Genomic DNA, 21,036 nt, shown 5'->3' on the forward strand with positions numbered 1-21,036 from the left:
AAGGCGGTAACAATTACCGCCTTATACCGACACTTTCAAACTTCGGTTATTAACCGCGCGGCGCGTAGGCAAACACATCGGCACGCATGCGGTGCGCATCCATACCGGCTTCGACCAGGGCGTCGAGCGTGGCATAGATCATGTTCGGTGAGCCGCTGGCATACACATGCACGCTATTGAGGTCGGCAATGTCTTCGCAGACCGCTTCATGCAGCATGCCGCAGCGACCTTCCCAGCCGCACAGGTCGCTGACCACTTGATGCAGGAACAGGTTAGGCAGGCGCTGCCATTCGTCCCAGTGTTCGATCTGATAGAAATCCTCCGGCCGGCGCACCCCCCAGTACAGGTGTACCGGGTGCTTGAAGCCCTGAGCCCGGCAGTGCTCGACCAGGCTGTGCATCTGGCCCATGCCGGTGCCAGCGGCAATCAGCACCAGCGGCCCGTCAGGCAGCTCGGCCAGATGGGTGTCGCCAAACGGCATTTCGATGCGCGCCAGGCCATTTCGCCTGAGCTGGTCGATCAGTTGCACCGCACTGGGCTCACGCGCCAGCACATGCAGCTCCAGTTCACGCCCGGCATGTGGCGCGGACGCCAGCGAGAAGGCTGCCTGCTTGCCGCCCTCACGTTCGATCATCAGGTATTGCCCCGCGTGGTAGCGCAGAGGCTTGCCGGCAGGCGCACGCAGGCGCACCCGCCAGACGTCGCCGCCGACGTCGACGCACTCACTGACGCTGCACGCCAGCTTGCGCACTGGCAGTTCGCCCAAGGCAAGCACACCGTCCCAGAGCAACACGCAGTCCTCCAGCGGTTCGGCAATGCAGGTGAACAACTCGCCATGGTCGCGGACTTCGCCATCCTGGCGAACCCGCCCTTCAACCAACAACGCGGCGCAAACATGGCAATTGCCATTGCGGCAGCTGTTTGGGCAGTCATAGCCCAGCCGCCGTGCTCCATCCAGGATCCTTTCCCCGGGTTCAAGCGCCAGCACCGCCCCGGACGGCTGCAACGTTACCTGCATCAATCTATTCCCAACTGATCCCACAGCTCATCGATACGGCGGGTGACGGCCTCATCCTTGACGATGACCCGGCCCCATTCGCGTGTAGTCTCGCCCGGCCACTTGTGAGTAGCGTCCAGGCCCATCTTCGAACCCAGCCCCGACACCGGTGACGCAAAGTCCAGGTAGTCGATCGGAGTGTTGTCAATCATTACCGTATCACGCTTGGGGTCCATGCGCGTGGTAATGGCCCAGATCACATCGTTCCAGTCACGAGCGTTGATATCGTCATCGGTGACAATAACGAACTTGGTGTACATGAACTGTCGCAGGAACGACCACACACCCAGCATTACGCGCTTGGCGTGGCCGGGGTACTGTTTCTTCATGGTCACCACCGCCATGCGGTACGAGCAGCCTTCCGGCGGCAGGTAGAAGTCGGTGATTTCCGGGAACTGCTTCTGCAGGATCGGCACGAAGACTTCGTTCAGCGCCACGCCGAGAATGGCCGGCTCATCTGGCGGCCGGCCGGTGTAGGTGCTGTGGTAGATCGGTTTTTGCCGGTGGGTGATGCGCTCGACAGTGAACACCGGGAAACTGTCCACTTCGTTGTAGTAGCCCGTGTGATCGCCGTACGGGCCTTCCGGGGCCATTTCGCCCGGGTGGATCACCCCTTCCAGAATGATCTCGGCGGTTGCCGGTACCTGCAGGTTGCTGCCACGGCACTTGACCAGCTCGGTGCGATTGCCCCGCAGCAGGCCGGCGAAGGCGTACTCGGAGAGGGTGTCCGGGACCGGGGTCACGGCGCCGAGAATGGTCGCCGGGTCAGCGCCCAGGGCCACGGCGACCGGAAACGGCTGGCCGGGGTTCTTCTCGCACCACTCTCGGTAGTCGAGGGCGCCGCCACGGTGGCTGAGCCAGCGCATGATCACCTTGTTGCGGCCGATCACCTGCTGGCGGTAGATGCCCAGGTTCTGGCGGTCCTTGTTCGGGCCCCGGGTCACTGTGAGGCCCCAGGTAATCAGCGGCGCCACGTCGCCAGGCCAGCAGTGCTGAATCGGCAGCGTGCCAAGGTCGACATCGTCACCCTCGACCAACACTTCCTGGCACACCGCGTCCTTGACCACTTTTGGCGCCATCGACACGACCTTCTTGAAGATCGGCAGCTTCGACCAGGCGTCCTTCAGGCCCTTGGGCGGCTCGGGCTCCTTGAGGAAGGCCAGTAGCTTGCCGATTTCCCGTAGTTCGCTGACCGACTCGGCGCCCATGCCCATGGCCACCCGCTCCGGGGTACCGAACAGGTTGCCCAGCACGGGGATATCGAAGCCGGTGGGCTTTTCGAACAGCAATGCCGGGCCCTTGGCGCGCAGGGTGCGGTCGCAGACCTCGGTCATTTCCAGGACGGGGGAGATCGGTACCTGGATGCGCTTGAGCTCGCCGCGCTGTTCCAGGCCACGGATGAAGTCGCGCAAGTCGCGATACTGCATGCAGGAGCCTCGTGTTGGCCGTATCGGTCGGGGTGCAGAGTGTAGCGCCGTTCGGGCCTTGTTTGGGGGTGAAAATGCATTGGGGCCGCTATGCATCCCTTCGCGGGCAAGCCCGCTCCTACAAGGGCCGCAATGACCTGTGCAGGAGCGGGCTTGCCCGCGAAGGGCCGCAAGGCGGCCCCAATCAATCCAGCCTGAAACGCTCGCTTACTTGCGCTTCATCGACAGGAAGAACTCATCGTTGGTCTTGGTCTGCTTGAGCTTGTCGACCAGGAACTCGATGGCAGCGATTTCGTCCATCGGGTGCAGCAGCTTGCGCAGAATCCACATACGCTGCAGCTCGTCGTCAGCGGTCAGCAACTCTTCGCGGCGGGTGCCGGAGCGGTTGATGTTGATGGCCGGGAACACACGCTTCTCAGCAATGCGGCGGTCCAACGGCAGCTCCATGTTGCCGGTGCCCTTGAACTCTTCGTAGATCACTTCGTCCATCTTCGAGCCGGTTTCAACCAGCGCAGTGGCGATAATGGTCAGCGAACCGCCTTCCTCGATGTTACGCGCAGCACCGAAGAAGCGCTTGGGCTTCTCGAGGGCGTGGGCGTCGACACCACCGGTCAGCACCTTGCCGGAGCTCGGGATCACGGTGTTGTAGGCACGTGCCAGTCGAGTGATCGAGTCCAGCAGGATAACCACATCTTTCTTGTGCTCGACCAGGCGCTTGGCCTTCTCGATCACCATCTCGGCAACCTGCACGTGGCGGGTTGGCGGCTCGTCGAAGGTGGAAGCAACCACTTCGCCACGCACGGTGCGCTGCATTTCGGTCACTTCTTCCGGGCGCTCGTCGATCAGCAGGACGATCAGGTGGCACTCGGGGTTGTTGCGGGTAATATTGGCCGCAATGTTCTGCAGCATGATCGTCTTACCGGCTTTCGGCGGGGCAACGATCAGGCCGCGCTGGCCTTTGCCGATCGGGGCGCAAAGGTCGATGACGCGACCGGTCAAGTCTTCGGTGGAGCCGTTACCGGCCTCCATCTTCAGGCGCTTGTTCGGGAACAGCGGCGTCAGGTTTTCGAACAGGATCTTGTTCTTCGCGTTTTCCGGGCGGTCGAAGTTGATGGTATCGACCTTCAGCAGGGCGAAGTAACGCTCCCCTTCCTTCGGTGGGCGGATCTTGCCGACGATGGTGTCGCCGGTACGCAGGTTGAAACGGCGGATCTGGCTGGGCGAGACATAGATGTCGTCTGGGCCGGCCAGGTAGGACGCATCAGCCGAACGCAGGAAACCGAAACCATCCTGGAGAATCTCCAGCACGCCGTCACCCGAGATCTCTTCGCCGCTTTTCGCATGCTTCTTCAGCAGGGCGAAAATCACGTCCTGTTTGCGCGAACGGGCCATGTTTTCGATGCCCATCTGTTCGGCCATTTCCAAAAGATCGGTAATCGGCTTTTGCTTGAGTTCAGTCAGGTTCATAAGGGGAATGACGTAATCATGTAAGAAGGGAGAATTAAGCTTCTGGCTTAATGAGGCCGCGCCGCTGGATGGCGACAGGATCGCGTACTGATTCGAATTAGGGATGCTTCGGCGACGGCATGTAGAGGGCACTGGAAAAGCAGTGCGAGGCCGAATGTAACACTTGCTTTTTTCTGCGTCTAGTGCTCTGAAAAAGAAAAGCCCCGCATTTGCGGGGCCTATTCACATCACAGGTGGGCGTCGAGGAATGCGGCCAGCTGCGATTTGGACAGTGCACCAACCTTGGTGGCTTCGACGTTGCCGTTCTTGAACAGCATCAGCGTCGGGATACCACGCACACCGTGCTTGGCCGGGGTTTCCTGGTTCTCGTCGATGTTCAGCTTGGCGACGGTCAGTTTGCCCTCGTAGGTGGAAGCGATGTCGTCCAGAACCGGAGCGATCATCTTGCATGGACCGCACCATTCAGCCCAGTAGTCGACCAGTACCGCGCCTTCGGCCTTCAGGACATCGGCTTCGAAGGAGGCGTCGGTGACATGTTTGATCAGATCGCTGCTCATGGATATCTCCAGGGTCGTAAGCAAAAAACGTGGCCCATGATAGCCGCACCTACGCCGGACAGGAAGCCACGGACGATTGAGTGTAACTATAGTTGCGCAAGACGCCGCGAATCGAAACTGTCATATGGCCGTCATAGAATCGAATGGCACATTGCCTTGCATCAAGGCCAGTACAACGGCTGAGTGTCACGCGTTGGCGATAGCCTGCTATCGTGGCACGATTGCCAGGTTAACGACCGAGAACAACCAGATCATGCCGCATACCATCGCGAAGAACCTGTCCCTGATCGCCGCCATCGACCTTGGCTCCAACAGTTTTCACATGGTCGTGGCCAAGGCCCACCATACCGAAATCCGCATCCTTGAGCGGCTCGGCGAGAAGGTTCAACTGGCCGCAGGCATCGACGAAGAGCGCATGCTCAGTGAAGAGGCAATGGAAAGAGGCCTGGATTGCCTCAAGCGCTTTTCCCAGCTGATCAACGGCATGCCGGCAGGCTCCGTGCGCATCGTCGGCACCAACGCCTTGCGCGAAGCGCGCAACCGTAACGAATTCATCCAGCGCGCCGAAGCCATCCTCGGCCACCCGGTGGAGGTCATCTCCGGCCGTGAAGAGGCGCGCCTGATCTACCTGGGCGTGTCGCACACCCTGGCCGACACACCCGGCAAGCGCCTGGTGGCCGACATCGGCGGCGGCAGTACCGAATTCATCATTGGCCAGCGCTTCGAGCCGCTGCTGCGCGAAAGCCTGCAGATGGGTTGCGTGAGCTTTACCCAGCGCTATTTCCGCGACGGCAAGATCACCCCGGCCCGCTATGCCCAGGCCTACACTGCCGCGCGCCTGGAACTGATGAGCATCGAAAATGCCCTGCACCGCCTGACCTGGGATGAGGCCATCGGCTCATCCGGCACCATTCGCGCCATCGGCGCGGCCATCAAGGCCGGCGGCCTGGGCAATGGCGAGGTCAACGCCGAAGGCCTGGCCTGGGTCAAACGCAAGCTGTTCAAGCTGGGCGAAGTCGACAAGATCGACTTCGACGGCGTCAAGCCGGACCGCCGCACTATCTTCCCGGCGGGCTTGGCGATTCTCGAAGCCATCTTCGATGCCCTTGAATTGCACCGTATGGATCACTGCGACGGCGCCCTGCGCGAAGGTGTGCTGTTCGATCTGCTCGGCCGTCACCACCACGAAGATGTGCGCGAACGCACCCTGAACTCGCTGATGGAGCGCTATCACGTGGACCAGGGCCAGGCTGCGCGCGTCGAGCGCAAGGCGTTGCACGCATTCGACCAGGTGGCCGATGCCTGGGACCTGAAAGACGGAAACTGGCGCGATCTACTGGGCTGGGCCGCTAAAGTTCACGAAATCGGGCTGGACATTGCCCATTATCACTACCACAAGCACGGCGCCTATCTGATCGAGCACTCGGACCTGGCAGGCTTTTCCCGGGAAGATCAGCAGATGATGGCCCTGCTGGTGCGTGGCCACCGCCGCAACATTCCCAAGGACCGTTACGCCGAACTGGGTGATGAAGGGGTCAAGCTGCTGCGCCTGTGCGTGTTGCTGCGCTTCGCCATCCTGTTCCACCACATCCGCGGCACCCAGCAGATGCCAACGGTAGAACTGCACGGCGGGGACAACAGCCTGGATGTAGCCTTCCCTGAAGGTTGGCTGGAGCAGAATCAGCTGACCCAGGCTGACTTCGCCAACGAGGCGGAGTGGCTGGCCCGGGTCGGCTTCGTCCTCAGCGTACGTTGAGGACCGGGTTGCTCAGGCGCTCCAGCAGGGTCGCCTGAACGCTGCGCGGGTTCTGGTTGCCGGTCGGGGTGCTGCGCACGTAGCGCCCGTCGGGCTGCAAGGTCCAGGCGTGGGTATTGTCGGTCAGGTAGCCTTCCAGCTCCTTCTTCACCCGCAGCAACAGTTTCTTGCCTTCCACCGGGAAGCAGGTCTCGACACGCTTGTCGAGGTTGCGCTCCATCCAGTCGGCGCTAGACAGGTAGATCTGCTCTTCGCCGCCATTGAGGAAGTAGAACACCCGCGTGTGCTCGAGGAAGCGGCCAATGATCGAGCGCACCTGGATGTTGTGCGAAACCCCCGGAATGCCCGGGCGCAGGCAGCACATGCCACGCACCACCAAGTCGATTTTCACGCCCGACTGGCTGGCCTTGTACAGCGCCTTGATGACTTTGGCGTCGGTCAGCGAGTTGAACTTGGCGATGATGTGCGCCGGCTTGCCTTCGAGGGCAAACTGGGTTTCCCGCGCGATCATGTCGAGCATGCCCTTTTTCAGGGTGAACGGCGCATGCAGCAGCTTCTTCATGCGCAGGGTCTTGCCCATGCCGATCAGCTGGCTGAACAGCTTGCCGACGTCTTCGGTGAGCGCATCGTCAGAAGTCAGCAGGCTGTAGTCGGTGTACAGGCGGGCGTTGCCGGCGTGGTAGTTACCGGTACCCAGGTGCGCGTAACGCACGATCTCGCCCTGCTCGCGGCGCAGAATCAGCATCATCTTGGCGTGGGTCTTGAAGCCAACCACACCGTAGATCACTACCGCACCAGCCGCTTGCAGGCGGCTGGCCATCTGCAGGTTGGACTCTTCGTCAAAACGCGCACGCAACTCGATCACCGCAGTGACCTCCTTGCCGTTACGCGCCGCGTCCACCAGGGCGTCGACGATTTCCGAGTTAGCCCCCGAGCGGTACAGGGTCTGGCGCACGGCGAGCACGTGCGGGTCCTTGGCGGCCTGGCGCAACAGGTCGACCACTGGCGTGAAAGACTCGAACGGGTGCATCAGCAGGATGTCCTGCTTGCTGATCACACTGAAAATGTTGTCAGCGTTCGCCAGCAGCTTGGGGATCGCCGGGGTGAACGGCGTGTATTGCAGTTCCGGGTGGCTGTCCAGGCCGGTGATGCTGAACAGGCGGGTGAGGTTGACCGGGCCATTGACCTGGTACAGCTCGCTTTCGCTGAGGCTGAACTGCTTCAACAGGTAGTCCGACAGGTGTTTCGGGCAGGTGTCGGCCACCTCCAGGCGCACGGCGTCACCGTAGCGGCGCGAGAACAGCTCGCCGCGCAGCGCGCGGGCCAGGTCGTCGACCTCTTCAGAGTCCAGCGCCAGGTCGGCGTTGCGCGTCAGACGGAACTGATAGCAGCCCTTCACCTTCATGCCCTGGAACAGGTCGTCGGCATGCGCGTGGATCATCGACGACAGGAACACGTAGTTTGCACCCGGGCCGCCCACCTCTTCCGGCACGCGAATAACCCGCGGCAACAGGCGTGGTGCCGGGATGATCGCCAGACCCGAGTCGCGACCGAAGGCGTCCACCCCCTCGAGCTCGACTATGAAGTTGAGGCTCTTGTTCACCAGCAGCGGGAACGGGTGAGTCGGGTCGAGGCCAATCGGGGTAATGATCGGGGCAATTTCGTCGCGGAAGTAGCGGCGTACCCAGGTCTTGAGCTTGGGTGTCCAGTAGCGGCGGCGGATGAAGCGGATCTGGTGCTTTTCCAGCTCAGGCAGCAGCACGTCGTTGAGGATCGCATACTGACGATCCACCTCGATGTGCACCAGTTCGCTGATGCGCGCCAGCGCCTGGTGCGGCTGCAGGCCATCGGCGCCGGCCTGTTCACGGGCGAAGTTGATCTGCTTCTTCAGGCCGGCGACGCGAATCTCAAAGAACTCGTCGAGGTTGCTGGAGAAGATCAACAGGAACTTGAGGCGTTCCAGCAGCGGGTAGTTCTCGTCCAGTGCCTGCTCCAGCACCCGGATATTGAACTGCAGTTGCGAGAGTTCGCGATGAATGTACAGGCTGCTGTCGTCCAGGCCAGGGACGGCGATGGCCGGGGACGGCGCGGGCACCGGAGCCACAGGTTCGACCACCTGTTCCGCTACAGGCTCGGCCACCGGAGGCAGGTCTGGCGGGGTCTGTAGCATCTCTTCTGGAAGCTCCTGAGCATCCTTGATCGCGACAGGGCTTAGCACTTCATTATTCATCTGGCGTTCCTGAGGACGTTAACGCCCTATCATCTATTGAGCGGCAAGATAAGCGCTCATTATGACGCCCGTGTTACACACATCGGCAAGCCGTGGCAAGTGGCCTCTGGCATTGTCTGCGCTGGAAATGTTCACGTCGAGACACATTTGGACACTTTCACGAACGCGCGCGAAGGGGTAGGCTGCGCGTTCATTTCGCCAGCACCTCAGAAAATGCTTCAACAATTCCTGCAGGATTTCGGCTACTTCGCCCTTTTTCTAGGCACCTTCTTTGAAGGCGAGACCATTCTGGTGCTTGCGGGATTCCTTGCGTTCCGCGGTTACATGGATATCAATCTGGTATGCCTGGTGGCCTTCTTCGGTAGCTACGCGGGCGACCAGTTGTGGTACTTCATGGGCCGACGCCACGGGCGCAGGATCCTGGCGCGCAAGCCGCGCTGGCAGGCAATGGGTGACCGGGCGCTGGACCACATCCGCCGCCACCCCGATATCTGGGTGCTGAGCTTCCGCTTTGTCTATGGTTTGCGCACGGTCATGCCGGTGGCCATCGGCCTGTCGGGTTACCCGCCACGCCGTTACCTGCTGTTGAACGGGATAGGCGCGGGCGTCTGGGCAGTGGCCCTGGGCGCCGCCGCCTACCACTTCGGCGCCATCCTCGAAGGCTTGCTGGGCAACGTCAAGCGTTACGAGCTATGGGTGCTTGGCGGCCTGGTGGCGCTGGGCGGCCTGCTGTGGCTGCGCCGGCGCTTCCGTACTCTGCGCGCAGAGCGCAGGGCGGCGAGCCAGGCCCAGCCCCCAAAGGCTGAGCAGGCTGTAGGCCACGAGCAGAAGCCAGGCCAGCGGCGCGACCACCGCTAAGCCCAAGGCGCCGGCCAGGTATAATGCCGGCGCATTCAGACACAACCGCGCCAACTCCAGGCGTGCAGACCAGGGCCGGTTCTCCAGCAACGCGCCCAGCACGAACAAACCAAACGCCATCAGTGACCAGCCGAGCACCAGCGCGGCGACCGACACGCGGTCGGCCACGTCCATCAGGTAGCTGCCCAAGGCCACATAAACCACGAACTGCGCCGCCACATAGGCTTGTTGCCCGCGCCCCAGGGCAATCTCGAACTTGCGAAACAGCGCCAGGTCCTGCTTGGCCTGTGGGTAGCGTGCGGCCACATCGGCCGGGCGCCAGCCGGTAGGCATGAACCAGATACGCAGCTTGTCCCACAGGCTGGTGGTGCGCCGGGCGTCATGCCAGAGCTGGGCATAGAACTGCAGGTTGGCCCATAGCGGGTTCCAGCTGGCCAGCGGTGTGGTCACCCCGAACACCACCGGTTCGGCCGGGTCCTCCTCCTTGAAAGTGCCGAACAGACGGTCCCAGAGAATGAACACACCACCGTAATTGCGATCCAAGTAAGCAGGGTTTTGCGCATGGTGGACGCGATGATTGGACGGCGTGATCAACACCCACTCCAGCCAGCCAAGCTTGGGAATATGCCGGGTATGTACCCAGAACTGATACAGCAGGTTGAGCGAGGCCACGGTAATGAACACCAGTGGCGGCACGCCCAGCAGCGCCAGCGGCAGGTAGAACAGCCACGAGAAGATGAACCCGCTACTGGTCTGGCGCAGCGCCGTGGTGAGGTTGTACTCCTCGCTCTGGTGATGCACCGAGTGCGCAGCCCACAGCACGTTGCGCTCATGCCCCAGGCGGTGCAGCCAGTAGTAACAGAAGTCGTACAGGACGAAGGCCAGCAACCAGACCCACCCTGCCTGCGCCGGCAATTGCAGCAGCGCCAGGTGCTCGAAGACCAGGGCATAGGTGACCAGCCCTACGCCTTTGGTCAGCAGGCCGGTACTGGTCGACAGTGCGCCGGTACTCAGGCTGTTGATCGAGTCGGCCAGGGTGAAATTGCGCTGGCCGCGCACGCGGTCGGCGACCAGCTCTACGGCTATCAGCACAAAAAAGAACGGTACGGCCAGCAGTATCAGGTCCATGGGCGCGACCTCAGGCGTTATCCACCAAGATTAGGCCGCCCCCACAGGAATCCCTATGGCGACATCTGCCAAACTAGAGGACATTTAGCGCCTCGACACTGGAGTAATGAGCATGACAAAAAAAGTAGCGGTGATTCTTTCCGGCTGTGGCGTGTATGACGGCGCCGAAATCCACGAAAGCGTGATCACGCTGCTGCGCCTCGACCAGCGCGGTGCGCAGGTGCAGTGCTTCGCGCCGAACATCGCACAGATGCATGTAATCAACCATCTGACCGGCGAAGAAATGCCCGAATCGCGCAATGTGCTGGTGGAGTCGGCGCGCATCGCCCGCGGCGAGGTCAAGGATATCCGTGAGGCCAAGGCCGAAGACTTCGATGCGCTGATCGTGCCGGGTGGTTTCGGGGCAGCAAAAAACCTCTCCAACTTTGCCGTGGAAGGCGCCAATTGCAGCGTGAACCCAGACGTGCTGGCTTTGGCCGAAGCCTTCGCCGACGCCTGCAAACCCGTTGGCCTGATCTGCATCTCGCCGGCGCTGGCGGCGAAGATCTATGGGCCGGGCGTGGTCTGCACCATCGGGAGCGATGCCGGCACTGCGGCGGCTGTCGAAAAGATGGGTGGCACCCATGAAGAATGCGATGTACACGACATTGTCGAAGACACCCAGCGCAAGCTCGTGACTACCCCGGCGTACATGGAGGCCAAGTCGATCAGCGAGGCGGCGGGCGGGATCTACAAGCTGGTGGACCGAGTGCTGGAGCTGACGCACGAGTAAGTTACTGCGTTAGCTTCTTCGCGGGCATGCCCGCTCCCACAGGTCCAGCGCAGGCTTCAAGGCCACGCGGTACCTGTGGGGCAACTGTCTTGCTCAAATCTGAAAAGCCTGCGCGATCACCTGTAGGAGCGGGTTTACCCGCGAACACCGGCAGAGCCGGTGCCATCCACCGCGCCAGGCTGGGCTGTCGCCTACAGGAATCTGTCAGCCTTTCGAGAGCCGGGCAATGATCCGGTCCAGTGCATTGGCAAACGCCTGTTTCTCACGTTCGCCATAGGCCGCCTGCCCGCCCCCCACCTGGCCCTGCTCACGCAGCTCGGTGAACAGGTTGCGCGCCGCCAGGCGGTCGCCCATGTTGCGCTCGTCGAACTCACGCCCACGCGGGTCCAGCGCGGCCACGCCCTTTTTCACCAGGCGGTCGGCCAGCGGCACGTCACTGCAGATCACCAGCTCGCCCGGCACGGCGTGCTCCACAATGTAATCGTCGGCCGCATCCATGCCGCTCGGCACCACGATCAGGCGCACGATCGCGAACGCTGGCTTGGCCACCGCCTGCCCCGCCACCATCACCACCTCAAACTTGCGCTTGAGGGCGAACTTGACGATCAGATCCTTGGCTGCCTTGGGGCAGGCGTCGGCATCGATCCATACACGCATTGGACACTCTCTACATGAACTCACTGCGCCCATCATGCCTGAAGCGCAGCGAAAGCTGGAGCAGCCGAGCGCTGGAAAAATGGCGCCAAAATTTCAATTACCGCTTATCCGACCCCGCCACTCAGGCTAAACTCGCCACAGCTTCAATGGCCTGCCCGAGCGCGCAATGAACCACCCTCACGAAATCCGCCCTGACCTGGACGAAGGCATCGACCGCAAGGTCCTGGCGACATTGCGTGCGCGCTTCCTGCATCTGAACCAGGGCCGACTGCAGCGGGCAAAGGAAGGCCTGTCAACGCGCCAGCAACAGGTACTGTCATTGCTACCGCTGCTGTTTCACGTGAACCACCCGCTATTGCCGGGTTACGTCTCCGGCAGCACCCCCGCGGGCGTATCGGCTTACGAGCCAAGCGCCGAACTGGTGGCAGATGCCCAACGCCTGGCCCGCTCGTTCACTTACAAGGCCCAGCTTGGCAACCCGCCACGCCCGATCCACGGCCTGTTCCTGATGGGCAGCCTGGGCTCGCTGGCGCAGGCCGAGCACAGCGACATGGACCTGTGGGTGTGCCATGCACCCGGCTTGCCCGAACAGCTGCTGGGTGAGCTGCGCCGCAAGTGCCAGCTGCTGGAGGCCTGGGCGGCAAGCCTGGGCGCCGAAGCACACTTTTTCCTGATCGACACACAGGGCTTCGCCCAGGGTCAGCGCGATGGCCAGCTGGGCTCCGACGACTGCGGCACCACCCAGCATTACCTGCTGCTTGACGAGTTCTACCGCACCACCCTGTGGCTGGCCGGGCGCACGCCGCTGTGGTGGCTGGTACCGGTGTACGAGGAGCACAACTATTACAGCTACACCCAGACCTTGCTGTCCAAGCGCTTCATCCGCAGCCAGGAAGCCCTTGACCTCGGCAACCTGGCGCACATTCCGCCCGGTGAGTTCGTCGGCGCGGGCCTGTGGCAATTGTTCAAAGGCATCGACTCGCCCTACAAATCGCTGCTCAAACTGCTGCTGACCGAAGCCTACGCCAGCGAACACCCTGCGGTGCGCTGCCTGAGCCTGGACTACAAGCAGGCAGTGTTTGCCAACCAGCTCGACCTCGACGAGCTGGACCCCTACGTGATGGTCTACCGGCGCATCGAACGTTACCTGCTGCAACGCGGCGAAACCGCGCGCCTGGAGCTGGTAAGACGCAGCCTGTACCTGAAGGTGAACAAGAAGCTCAGCGACCAGGGCCGCAGCCATGGCTGGCAACGCCGGCTGCTGCAGCGCCTGGCCGACGAGTGGGGCTGGGACCAGCGCCAGTTGGCCCTGCTGGACAGCCGCAGCCAATGGAAAGTGCAGCAGGTCGCCGTCGAGCGGCGTGAGCTGGTGGCCGAGCTTAACCTCAGTTATCGCTTCCTCAGCCAGTTCGCCCGCACCCAGAACGCCAGCAGCCGCGCCGACCAGCGCGATCTCAATGTGCTGGGCCGGCGCCTGTACGCCGCCTTCGAGCGCCGCGCCGGCAAGGTCGAAGTGATTAACCCCGGCATCGCCCCTGACCTCGCCGAAGACACCCTGACGCTGGTCCAGGCACCCAACCGCAAGGAGCCGGGCAGCTACCACTGGGAGCTGTACAGCGGCAACCTGAGCACCCATGAGGTAGAGCACTTCAGCCCGATGAAGCGCTGCCGTGAGCTACTCGAACTGCTGACCTGGGCCCATCGCAACGGGGTGATCGACAGCAGTACCCGCATGGCACTGCATCCAGGGGCCAGCGACCTCGGGGAGTTCGAGCTGTTCAACCTGCTGGGCTGTCTGCGGCAAAGTATCCCCCTGCCCTTGCCGACCGTCAGCGAAGTGCGCCTTTTGCAGCCCAGCGTTGCCGATGAAGTGTTGTTGCTGGTCAACGTCGGCGTCGACCCGCTGCGCCACCACCGCGACCTGAACGTGCTGATGACCACAGAGCGCACCGACGCGTTGAGCTACGCTGGCGTGCGCGAAAACCTGGTGCTGACCCTGGACCAGGTCACCGTCAACAGCTGGAACGAGGTGCTGGTCCAGCGCTATGACGGCGAACACGCGCTGGTGCGCTGCCTGCGCGACTTCCTCAACAGCCCGGCGCAGCGCGGCCACCGGCCACGGGTGCGGGTACGCTGCTTCTGCCAAAGCCGCGCCCAGCCTATCGGCCAGCGCGTAGAGGAAATTTTCGACACAGTGCAGCTGCTGCGGGACCAAGGGCTCCACCACCGCTACCTGCTACAAGTGGCCCAACACACCCATGTGCTGGAGCTTTTGCCCGAGCATGTCAGCCTGACGACCCTGGCCGAGCATGAGGCGCTACTGGCCTACCTGGGCGAAGAACGCAGCGCCTACAGCCCGCTGTACCTGGATGCCAATGCCCTGCAGGATCACGACCTGCGCCTGGTGCTGGAGCAAGGCCGGCCAGCCTGTATTCAGGTGTTCTACCGCCTGCAGGGCGGCTGGGCCGACGTGTATGTGCTGGATGAATACAACGCATTGTGGCAACAACGCCTGCCGCTGCATGACGAAGCGCATCTGCTGTTGCCACTGCAACGCTTTCTGCGCTCGGTGGTGATGCGCCGCGATGCACGCCTGCCCCTCGATAGCCTGCGGCCCGCCTCGCTGGATATCCACTTCGCGCAACTGTTGCCCACCGGCCCAGGCAAGGCACGCAGCATCGAGGCGCGCCTGGCCCCGGCCGAGGGCAGTGACCAGCCTTACTATGAGGTACAGGCGATTATCCAGGCCGGTGTGGCGGGTGTGGCGCATGTGACGCTGTACTGCGACCAGCAGGAGTTTTCCGAACTGGAACATGGTGAGCAGCTGTATGCGGTGGTGGCCCGGCAGATTATCGGTCAGCGCCGTGGCGCAGAGCAGTACCGGTGCTATATCACCGACCTGGATTTGTCCGAGCTGTTGGATGACCGGCTTGGGGCAACGCAGATCTACCTGAGCTACAAGCGGGTGCTGGAGCAGGCTTTGAATGAGGGGCTGGAACAGGTTTTGGCGCAGGGCGCCTGAACTCGCAGCACAAGACCACTGTGGAACAGCCTTGTGCTGCAATCGTGCCGCGAAGCGGCCCCCTGGCCCTTACAGGTCGTAATCGCCCGCTGCTTCCGGCTGGTACTCCACTTCCAGCAGCTTCAGCTTGAGGGTCTTGCCCCCCGGTGCCGGCCAGTCGATCTGCTCGCCCACCGACAGCCCCAGCAAGGCGCAGCCAATCGGCGCCAGGATCGAGACCTTGCCTTCCGGCCCGGCATCCTTGGGGTACACCAGTGTCAGGTGGTAGTCCTTGCCGCTGGCTTCCTCACGGCAGTGCACCCGCGAGTTCATGGTCACCACGCCTGCCGGCACTTCCTCGTGACCGACCACCTGCTCGGCGCGGTCAAGCTCGTCCTGCAGGGCGAGCACACCCGGCGTACTCTCGTCGAGGCTGTCGATCAGACGCTCCAGACGTTGTACGTCCAATCGGGTGAGGATGAGGGAAGGCTTGGTGCTCATGATCCAGTCAGACTCCTTTGAACAGGCAGTTTTCAATGTGCAAATAAAGCAAAACCCCGCCCAAGGGCGGGGTTTGAGAAGGCTTTGGCGTCACCGACGCAGAACCCGACACTACCACAGCCGGGCAAATACTCAAGCCCCTGCGCTCAGTGTGCCTTAGCCTGCTCGCGCAAGACCTGGGCCTCGCGGCAGATCTGCCGGCGCCGTTCGTCATCGGCCGAGCGCCATTCGCGAATGTGCTCGACATGCCGATGGCAACCGGTGCACACCCGCTGTTCGTCCAGCCGGCATACGCTGATGCACGGTGACGGCACTGCAGGGCTGACGTTGCTGTAAAGCGGCTTGGGCGGCCGGGCCTGGGCGCTACTCATGTCAGATTTCGTCGAAGTCCAGCTTCTCGCCGGCCCGCTCCCAGACGATACGCTCGAGCATTTCACCCAGCAACTCTTCGCTCTTTTCGCACACCCACTTGCCACTGTCTTCATCGTAATCGAAGTGGAAACCACCGGAGCGGTCGGCAAGCCACAGCTGGCGCAGTGGCTCCTGACGGCTGAAGATCAGCTGGGCGCCACCCTCGAACTTGACGGTCAGGACACCGCCGGAGTTCTCCATGTCCAGGTCCAGGCCGCTCTCGTCGAACAGATCTTCCAGGGCCTGTTGGGTCGCGTCGACCAGATCATGGAAACGCGCTTCACTCAAACTCATTGCAGGAACCTCGAAATTGGCTGCGTTACAGGCAAGCCGGGCAAGATACGGGCGCTTGCCGCCGAATGCAAAGGTTTAGCCGGTGCGTTCACCGGCCTCTTCGCCGGCAAGCCCGCTCCTACGGGGGGCTGCGCAGAGGCTAAGCATAGCCCGCCCGGCGGACCGGTCCTTGCATAGGCAAGCCGCCGGTCGCTCGGTATACTCGGGCGCAATACTGCATTTTTCTAAGGATTTCACCCATGAAGCGCCTGATTTCCTCCTTCGCGGCGCTGGTCGCTGTTGCCTGCCTCGTTTCGGCCTGTGGCCAGAAAGGCCCGCTGTATCTGCCTGAAGATGGCGATAACGGCAAAGCGCACACGTCGCACCAGCACCAGCAAAAAGCCAAGCCGGCCCCGGCACAAGAACAGCAGCCCGAGCTGCAGTCCGAGTCCGAGCCCGAGCAGTCGCCAGCGCAGTAAGGAAACCAGATGAACGCTTTCAACTACCGCGACGGTGAGCTGTTCGCGGAAGGCGTGGCCCTGTCGGCCATTGCTGAACGTTACGGCACCCCCACCTATGTGTACTCGCGCGCCCACATCGAGGCCCAGTACCGTAGCTACGCAGACGCCCTGCAAGGCACCGAGCACCTGGTGTGCTTCGCGGTCAAGGCCAACTCCAACCTTGGCGTGCTGAACGTGCTGGCGCGCCTGGGCGCAGGCTTCGACATTGTTTCCGGTGGTGAACTGGAGCGTGTGCTGGCCGCTGGCGGGCGTGCCGACCGCGTGGTGTTCTCCGGCGTCGGCAAAACCCGTGAAGACATGCGCCGCGCCCTGGAAGTTGGCGTGCACTGCTTCAACGTCGAATCCACCGACGAGCTGGAGCGCCTGCAAGTGGTCGCCGCCGAAATGGGCAAGGTTGCCCCGGTGTCGCTGCGGGTCAACCCGGACGTCGATGCCGGTACCCACCCGTACATCTCCACCGGCCTTAAAGAAAACAAGTTCGGCATCGCCATTGCCGATGCCGAGGCCATCTACGTACGCGCCGCACAGCTACCGAACCTGGAAGTGGTCGGTGTCGACTGCCACATCGGCTCGCAGCTGACCACCGTCGAGCCATTCCTCGACGCCCTCGACCGCCTGCTGGTGCTGGTCGACCGCCTGGCCGAGTGCGGCATACACCTGCGCCACCTGGACCTGGGTGGCGGTGTCGGCGTGCGCTACCGCGACGAACAGCCACCACAGGTGGCCGACTACATCAAGGCCATCCGCGAGCGCGTGGGCGAGCGCGACCTGGCCCTGGTGTTCGAACCAGGTCGCTACATCGTCGCCAACGCTGGCGTGCTGCTGACCCGCGTGGAATACCTCAAGCACACCGAACACAAGGACTTCGCCATCATCGATGCAGCGATGAACGACCTGATCCGCCCGGCCCTGTACCAGGCCTGGATGGGTGTCAGTGCGGTCAAGCCACGTGCAGGCGAAGGCCGTGCCTATGACCTGGTCGGCCCTATCTGCGAGACTGGCGACTTCCTCGGCAAGGACCGCGTCCTCAACCTGGCCGAAGGTGACCTGCTGGCCGTAGAGTCCGCGGGCGCCTATGGTTTTGTCATGAGTTCCAACTACAACACCCGTGGCCGTTGCGCTGAAATCCTGGTCGACGGCGACCAGGCGTTCGAAGTACGCCGCCGCGAGACCGTCGCCGAACTGTATGCTGGCGAAAGCCTGCTGCCGGAGTAAGCCCATGCTGCTGCGTTTTACCAAGATGCATGGGCTGGGCAACGACTTCATGGTCCTGGACCTGGTCAGTCAGCACGCGCACATCCAGCCCAAGCACGCCAAGCAATGGGGTGACCGCCATACCGGTGTCGGCTTCGACCAGTTGCTGATCGTCGAGGCGCCGAACAACCCGGAAGTGGACTTCCGCTACCGCATCTTCAACGCCGACGGCTCCGAGGTCGAGCAATGCGGCAACGGTGCGCGCTGCTTTGCCCGCTTCGTGCTGGACAAGCGCCTGACCGCGAAAAAGCGCATCCGCGTGGAAACCAAGAGCGGCATCATCGTGCTGGACGTGCAGAACGACGGCCAGGTGAGTGTCGACATGGGCCCACCCCGCTTCATCCCTGCCGAAATCCCCTTCGTTGCTGACGCGCAGGCGCTGAGCTACCCACTGGAGGTCGACGGCCAGCTGCATTCCATAGCCGCCGTGTCCATGGGTAACCCGCACGCCGTGCTGCGTGTCGACGACGTGCATACTGCCCCCGTGCACGAGCTGGGCCCGAAGATCGAAAACCACCCACGCTTCCCACAGCGGGTGAATGCCGGCTTCATTCAAGTCATCGACCGCCACCGCGCCAACCTGCGCGTGTGGGAACGCGGCGCCGGCGAAACCCAGGCTTGCGGCACCGGCGCCTGCGCCGCGGCCGTGGCGGCGATCAGCCAGGGCTGGATGGACTCCCCGGTGTCCCTCGACCTGCCCGGTGGCCGCCTGCACATCGAATGGGCCGGCCCCGGCAAGCCCGTGATGATGACTGGCCCGGCCGTACGCGTCTATGAAGGACAGGTTCGTCTCTAAACGAGTAACCGCCATGACCGATCAGCCCAAGGTTGTACCCAAGCAGTCCGCCGAGCTCGATGCCGAAGCGGTGGTCGCCTACCTGCGCGCCCACCCCACCTTCTTCGCCGAGCACGACGAGCTGCTGATCGAACAGCACATCCCGCACCAGCGAGGAGACAGCGTGTCGCTGGTGGAACGCCAGCTCAAGCTGCTGCGTGACCGCAATATCGAAATGCGCCATCGCCTGTCGCAACTGATGGACGTGGCCCGCGACAATGACCGGCTGTTCGACAAGACTCGCCGGCTGATCCTTGACCTGCTCGATGCCGGCAGCCTGGAAGAAGTGGTAATGGCGGTTGAAGACAGCCTGCGCCAAGAGTTCCAGGTGCCCTTCGTCAGCCTGATCCTGTTCGGCGACAACGTCGCGCCGGTCGGGCGCTGGGTCAGCAATGCCGAGGCGCAGCAAGCCATCGGTGCCCTGCTGGGCGGTGGCAAGACCGTCAGTGGCAACCTGCGCGAGCACGAGCTGGCGTTCCTGTTCGGTGAAGAACAGCGCCGGGAAGTAGGCTCCAGCGCCGTGGCAGCTCTTGAGTACCAAGGGCTGCATGGGGTTCTGGCCATTGGCAGCCGCGACCCGCAACACTACAAGAGCAGCGTCGGCACCCTTTTCCTCGGTTATATCGCCGAGGTACTCGGCCGCGTTGTGCCACGCGTTACCCAGACCCTGCGCCCGGTACGCTGATGAAACGCCAGCTGGAGGCTTATTGCGCACACCTGCGCAATGAGCGCCAGGTGTCGGAGCACACCTCGCAGGGCTACCGTCGCGACCTGGAAAAAGTCATCGCATACTGCGAAGAACACGGCATTGCCGATTGGCAGGCGCTGCAAATCCAGCAGCTGCGCCAGCTGATCGCCCGCTTGCACCACCATGGCCAGTCTCCGCGCAGCCTGGCACGCCTGCTGTCGGCAGTGCGCGGCCTGTACCGCTATCTCAACCGCGAAGGCCTGTGCCAGCACGATCCGGCCACCGGCCTGAGCGCGCCCAAAGGTGAGCGGCGGCTGCCCAAAGTACTGGATACCGACCGCGCACTGCAGCTGCTCGATGGTGGCGTCGACGACGACTTCATCGCCCGGCGTGACCAGGCGATCCTCGAACTGTTCTATTCCTCGGGCCTACGCCTATCGGAACTGACCAACCTCGATCTTGATCACCTCGACCTCGCCGCCGGCCTGGTGCAGGTACTGGGCAAGGGTGGAAAAGCCCGCGTACTGCCGGTGGGTCGCAAGGCTCGCGAGGCGTTGCAGGCCTGGTACCGTTTGCGCGGCATCGGCAACCCACGCGACCGTGCAGTGTTCATTACCCGCCAGGGCAATCGCATCAGCCCCCGGGCAGTGAGGCTGCGGGTAAAGGTTGCCGGTGAGCGTGAGCTGGGCCAACACCTGCACCCGCACATGCTTCGCCATTCCTTCGCCAGCCATGTGCTGGAATCATCCCAGGACCTGCGCGCGGTGCAGGAGATGCTCGGCCACGCCGACATCAGCACGACGCAAATCTACACCCACCTGGACTTCCAGCACCTGGCCGCGGTGTACGACAGCGCCCACCCTCGGGCCAAACGCAGCAAAGGCACAGACTCATGAGCATCAAGCTGATCACCTTCGACCTCGACGATACCCTGTGGGACACCGCGCCGGTGATTGCCACCGCGGAAGTCGTGCTGCGCGACTGGCTCGAAGCCAACGCACCAACCCTCGGCAGCGTGCCGGTGGAACACCTGTTCGCCATCCGCGAGCGTCTGGTGCAAGCAGAGCCCGGCCTCAAGCACCGCATCAGCGCCCTGCGCAGGCGCGTGCTGTTCCATGCCCTGGAAGAGGTAGGCTACAGCGAGCAGCACGCACAGGCGCTGGCCAACGAAGGCTTCGAAGTGTTCCTGCATGCGCGCCACCAGGTGGAGATCTTCCCAGAGGTACAACCGGTGCTTGAGATCTTGCGCCATCAATACATCCTGGGCGTGGTCACCAACGGCAATGCCGACGTCAGCCGGCTGGGGCTGGCCGATTACTTCCGTTTTGCCCTGTGCGCCGAGGACCTGGGCATTGGCAAGCCAGACCCGGCGCCGTTCCTCGAAGCGCTACGCCGTGGCGAGGTGGACGCGGGTGCGGCGGTGCACATCGGCGATCACCCTGGCGATGACATTGCCGGTGCTCAGCGCGCCGGTTTGCGCGCGGTGTGGTTCAACCCGCAGGGCAAGGCCTGGGCTGGCGATCAGGCGCCGGACGCCGAGATCCAGCGCCTGTCGCAACTGCCCGACGTGCTTGCGCGCTGGCGCTGACGAGGGCCGCTTTGCGGCCCATTCGCGGGCACGCCCCCGCGCAGGCCCTGGCCCC

At 62.9% G+C, this 21,036-nt stretch carries 19 protein-coding genes and 1 pseudogene; 10 read left to right on the top strand and 10 right to left on the bottom strand.

Annotation, left to right across the window (positions count from 1 at the left end; genetic code table 11):
• Positions 1–49: 49 nt before the first annotated feature.
• The 4 genes from FQ668_RS25465 to trxA form a co-directional block, all read right to left on the bottom strand.
• Positions 50–1,018: a CDP-6-deoxy-delta-3,4-glucoseen reductase gene (locus FQ668_RS25465; protein ID WP_014592804.1), complete on the bottom strand. Its 969-nt coding sequence runs from the start codon at positions 1,016–1,018 to the stop codon at positions 50–52.
• Positions 1,018–2,484, bottom strand: a complete 1,467-nt coding sequence (gene ubiD / locus FQ668_RS25470) for a 4-hydroxy-3-polyprenylbenzoate decarboxylase (protein ID WP_053867775.1) — start codon at positions 2,482–2,484, stop codon at positions 1,018–1,020. The genes FQ668_RS25465 and ubiD overlap by 1 nt, the downstream gene beginning before the upstream one ends.
• 207 nt (positions 2,485–2,691) lie before the next feature.
• Positions 2,692–3,951 (bottom strand): transcription termination factor Rho, encoded by a 1,260-nt coding sequence (gene rho / locus FQ668_RS25475; RefSeq protein WP_003253661.1) that lies wholly within the window; start codon positions 3,949–3,951, stop codon positions 2,692–2,694.
• Between the two features lie 227 nt (positions 3,952–4,178).
• Positions 4,179–4,508: a thioredoxin TrxA gene (gene trxA, locus FQ668_RS25480; RefSeq protein ID WP_003253660.1), complete on the bottom strand. Its 330-nt coding sequence runs from the start codon at positions 4,506–4,508 to the stop codon at positions 4,179–4,181.
• A gap of 253 nt (positions 4,509–4,761) precedes the next feature.
• Between trxA and ppx the strand changes: the two genes are divergently transcribed.
• Positions 4,762–6,264, top strand: coding sequence for an exopolyphosphatase (gene ppx, locus FQ668_RS25485; protein WP_019437344.1), 1,503 nt, complete (start codon positions 4,762–4,764; stop codon positions 6,262–6,264).
• On the opposite strand, the gene ppk1 is transcribed toward ppx, so the two are convergent.
• Positions 6,251–8,494, bottom strand: a complete 2,244-nt coding sequence (gene ppk1 / locus FQ668_RS25490) for a polyphosphate kinase 1 (RefSeq protein ID WP_053867774.1) — start codon at positions 8,492–8,494, stop codon at positions 6,251–6,253. The two genes, ppx and ppk1, sit on opposite strands and share 14 nt — an antisense overlap.
• 213 nt (positions 8,495–8,707) lie before the next feature.
• Between ppk1 and FQ668_RS25495 the strand changes: the two genes are divergently transcribed.
• Entirely contained in the window at positions 8,708–9,352 is a 645-nt protein-coding gene (locus FQ668_RS25495; RefSeq protein ID WP_178095729.1) for a DedA family protein, read from the top strand.
• Positions 9,353–9,853: 501 nt separating this feature from the next.
• On the opposite strand, the pseudogene FQ668_RS29095 reads toward FQ668_RS25495, so the two are convergent.
• Positions 9,854–10,480, bottom strand: a pseudogene (locus FQ668_RS29095) (sterol desaturase family protein); the annotation flags it as partial.
• Between the two features lie 112 nt (positions 10,481–10,592).
• Between FQ668_RS29095 and elbB the strand changes: the two are divergent.
• Positions 10,593–11,252 (top strand): isoprenoid biosynthesis glyoxalase ElbB, encoded by a 660-nt coding sequence (gene elbB / locus FQ668_RS25505; protein WP_017148021.1) that lies wholly within the window; start codon positions 10,593–10,595, stop codon positions 11,250–11,252.
• A 204-nt stretch (positions 11,253–11,456) separates the two neighbouring features.
• Here elbB and FQ668_RS25510 read toward each other — a convergent pair whose 3' ends face one another.
• Entirely contained in the window at positions 11,457–11,909 is a 453-nt protein-coding gene (locus FQ668_RS25510) for a YaiI/YqxD family protein (protein ID WP_014592810.1), read from the bottom strand.
• Positions 11,910–12,075: 166 nt separating this feature from the next.
• Between FQ668_RS25510 and FQ668_RS25515 the strand changes: the two genes are divergently transcribed.
• Positions 12,076–14,931, top strand: coding sequence for a class I adenylate cyclase (locus FQ668_RS25515; protein WP_019437348.1), 2,856 nt, complete (start codon positions 12,076–12,078; stop codon positions 14,929–14,931).
• Positions 14,932–15,000: 69 nt separating this feature from the next.
• Here FQ668_RS25515 and rnk read toward each other — a convergent pair whose 3' ends face one another.
• The 3 genes from rnk to cyaY all read right to left on the bottom strand — a co-directional run bounded on the left by rnk (position 15,001) and on the right by cyaY (position 16,116).
• On the bottom strand, positions 15,001–15,411 hold the full coding sequence (gene rnk, locus FQ668_RS25520) for a nucleoside diphosphate kinase regulator (RefSeq protein WP_003253652.1): 411 nt from the start codon (positions 15,409–15,411) through the stop codon (positions 15,001–15,003).
• A gap of 146 nt (positions 15,412–15,557) precedes the next feature.
• Positions 15,558–15,782, bottom strand: coding sequence for a DUF1289 domain-containing protein (locus FQ668_RS25525; protein ID WP_003253651.1), 225 nt, complete (start codon positions 15,780–15,782; stop codon positions 15,558–15,560).
• Position 15,783: 1 nt separating this feature from the next.
• Positions 15,784–16,116 (bottom strand): iron donor protein CyaY, encoded by a 333-nt coding sequence (cyaY, locus tag FQ668_RS25530; RefSeq protein ID WP_014592812.1) that lies wholly within the window; start codon positions 16,114–16,116, stop codon positions 15,784–15,786.
• Positions 16,117–16,355: 239 nt separating this feature from the next.
• Between cyaY and FQ668_RS25535 the strand changes: the two genes are divergently transcribed.
• Genes FQ668_RS25535 through FQ668_RS25560 form a run of 6 tightly spaced genes read left to right on the top strand, consistent with a single transcriptional unit; the run spans position 16,356 to position 20,981 of the window.
• A complete protein-coding gene (locus FQ668_RS25535) occupies positions 16,356–16,574 on the top strand; it encodes a lipoprotein (RefSeq protein ID WP_014592813.1) in 219 nt (72 codons plus the stop codon).
• 9 nt (positions 16,575–16,583) lie between these two features.
• On the top strand, positions 16,584–17,831 hold the full coding sequence (gene lysA, locus FQ668_RS25540) for a diaminopimelate decarboxylase (protein WP_003253648.1): 1,248 nt from the start codon (positions 16,584–16,586) through the stop codon (positions 17,829–17,831).
• 4 nt (positions 17,832–17,835) lie between these two features.
• Positions 17,836–18,666, top strand: coding sequence for a diaminopimelate epimerase (gene dapF / locus FQ668_RS25545; protein ID WP_014592814.1), 831 nt, complete (start codon positions 17,836–17,838; stop codon positions 18,664–18,666).
• A 13-nt stretch (positions 18,667–18,679) separates the two neighbouring features.
• Positions 18,680–19,390 (top strand): DUF484 family protein, encoded by a 711-nt coding sequence (locus FQ668_RS25550; protein ID WP_014592815.1) that lies wholly within the window; start codon positions 18,680–18,682, stop codon positions 19,388–19,390.
• Positions 19,390–20,289, top strand: coding sequence for a tyrosine recombinase XerC (gene xerC, locus FQ668_RS25555; RefSeq protein WP_014592816.1), 900 nt, complete (start codon positions 19,390–19,392; stop codon positions 20,287–20,289). Before FQ668_RS25550 ends, xerC begins: the two co-directional genes overlap by 1 nt.
• Positions 20,286–20,981, top strand: coding sequence for an HAD family hydrolase (locus FQ668_RS25560; RefSeq protein WP_003253644.1), 696 nt, complete (start codon positions 20,286–20,288; stop codon positions 20,979–20,981). The genes xerC and FQ668_RS25560 overlap by 4 nt, the downstream gene beginning before the upstream one ends.
• Positions 20,982–21,036: the final 55 nt, after the last annotated feature.

Origin of the sequence: Pseudomonas sp. Kh14 (assembly GCF_900291005.1) — a bacterium.
In the GTDB taxonomy this organism is placed as follows: Bacteria; Pseudomonadota; Gammaproteobacteria; order Pseudomonadales; family Pseudomonadaceae; genus Aquipseudomonas; species Aquipseudomonas alloputida.